Here is a 1,625-nt window from a genome sequence, read left to right as displayed (position 1 = left end):
ACCGCCATTGCCGAGACCTCGCTGACCATCGAGGGCGTGCGCATCGTCATCGACAGCGGGCTGACGCGGCGGCCGGTCTATGAGCCGGCCACCGGCCTGACCCGGCTTGAGACGGTGCGCGCCTCGCGCGCCGCTGCCGACCAGCGCCGCGGCCGCGCCGGGCGCACGCAGCCGGGCCTCTGCATCCGCCTCTGGGAGGAGGCGCAGACGGCGGCGCTGCCGGCTCATGACCGGCCGGAGATTCTCGACAGCGATCTCGCCGGCCTGGTGCTGGATCTGGCGGCGTGGGGCGTCAGCGATCCGGCGGCGCTGCGCTTTGCCGATCCGCCGCCGGCGCCGGCTTTTGCCGAGGCGGCCGATCTGGTGCGCCGCCTCGGCGCGATCGATGCCGCCGGCCGGCTGACGCCGGAGGGCGCCCGGCTGCGCACCCTGCCGCTGCATCCGCGCCTCGGTCACATGGTGCTGCGCGCCGGCGCGCGCGGCGAGGCGGGGCTGGCCGCGGAAATTGCGGCGATCCTGTCCGACCGCGGCCTTGGCGGCACGGATACCGACCTGCGGGAACGCCTGCGCCGGTTTCGCGCCGACCGCGGCCGCCGGGCGGAGCAGGCACGCGCGCTGGCCCGCCGCTTTGCACAGACCGCCGGCGGCGCGCCGGGCGGCGGCGACAGCGAGGACGCCGGCGCCCTGCTGGCGCTCGCCTATCCCGACCGCGTGGCGCAGGCGCGCGGCGCGCCGGGCAGCTTCCGCCTTGCCAACGGCCGCGGCGGCCGGCTGGACGAGACCGATGCGCTGGCCCGTGCGCCCTATCTTGCGGTGGCGGAGTTGCAGGGGGCGGCCGAGAATCCGCGCATTCTGCTGGCTGCGCCGCTGGAGCGGGCGGATCTGGAGGCCCTGTTTGCCGACAGCATCTCCGGCGGGCTTGAGGTGACGTTCGACCGCGCCGCCCGCGCGGTGCGCGCCCGCAAGGTGCGCCGGCTGCAGAAGCTCGTCCTTTCGGAAGAAAGCGTGCCTGTGCCGGCAGAGGCCGGGGCGGCGGCGCTGGCCGCCGGCCTTCAGGCGCTCGGCATCGGCGTGCTGCCGTGGACGGCGGGGCTTGCCCGCCTGCGCGGCCGCCTCGCCTTCGTGCACGCCGCGCGCGGGGCGCCGTGGCCGGATGTCGGCGACGAGGCTCTCGCGGCGGGTGCCGCCGACTGGCTGCTGCCCTATGTGCCCGGTGCCCTGAAGCTCGATGCCATCACCCCCGCCGATCTGGGCCGCGCGCTGGAAGGGCTGATGCCGCGCGGCGGAACGGCCGAACTCGACCGTCTTGCGCCGCCCGCCTTTCTGACGCCGGCCGGGCGCGAAGTGCCGATCGACTACGACCGGCCGCAGCCGACCGTTGCCGTGCGGGTGCAGGATCTGTTCGGCCTCGACAGGCACCCGCAGGTTGCCGGTGTGCCGCTGCTGATGGAACTGCTGTCGCCGGCCAGCCGGCCGATCCAGCTCACCGCCGACCTGCCGCGGTTCTGGCGCGGCTCGTGGGCGGATGTGCGGGCGGACCTGCGCGGCCGCTATCCCCGCCACAACTGGCCGGAAGACCCGGTCAGCGCCCCGCCGGTGCGCATGTCGCGCCCGCGCGACAAGGG

Annotated in this window: 1 protein-coding gene; it reads left to right on the top strand. The window is 76.1% G+C overall.

The window, feature by feature from the left end; all coding sequences use genetic code 11:
• On the top strand, positions 1-1,625 hold a 1,625-nt coding region (hrpB, locus tag V7067_RS10925; RefSeq protein ID WP_334175933.1), incomplete at both ends, for an ATP-dependent helicase HrpB.

It is taken from the genome of Pseudoxanthobacter sp. (assembly GCF_036822375.1).
In the GTDB taxonomy this organism is placed as follows: Bacteria; Pseudomonadota; Alphaproteobacteria; order Rhizobiales; family Segnochrobactraceae; genus Pseudoxanthobacter.
This window is presented reverse-complemented; position numbering and strand designations above follow the sequence as displayed.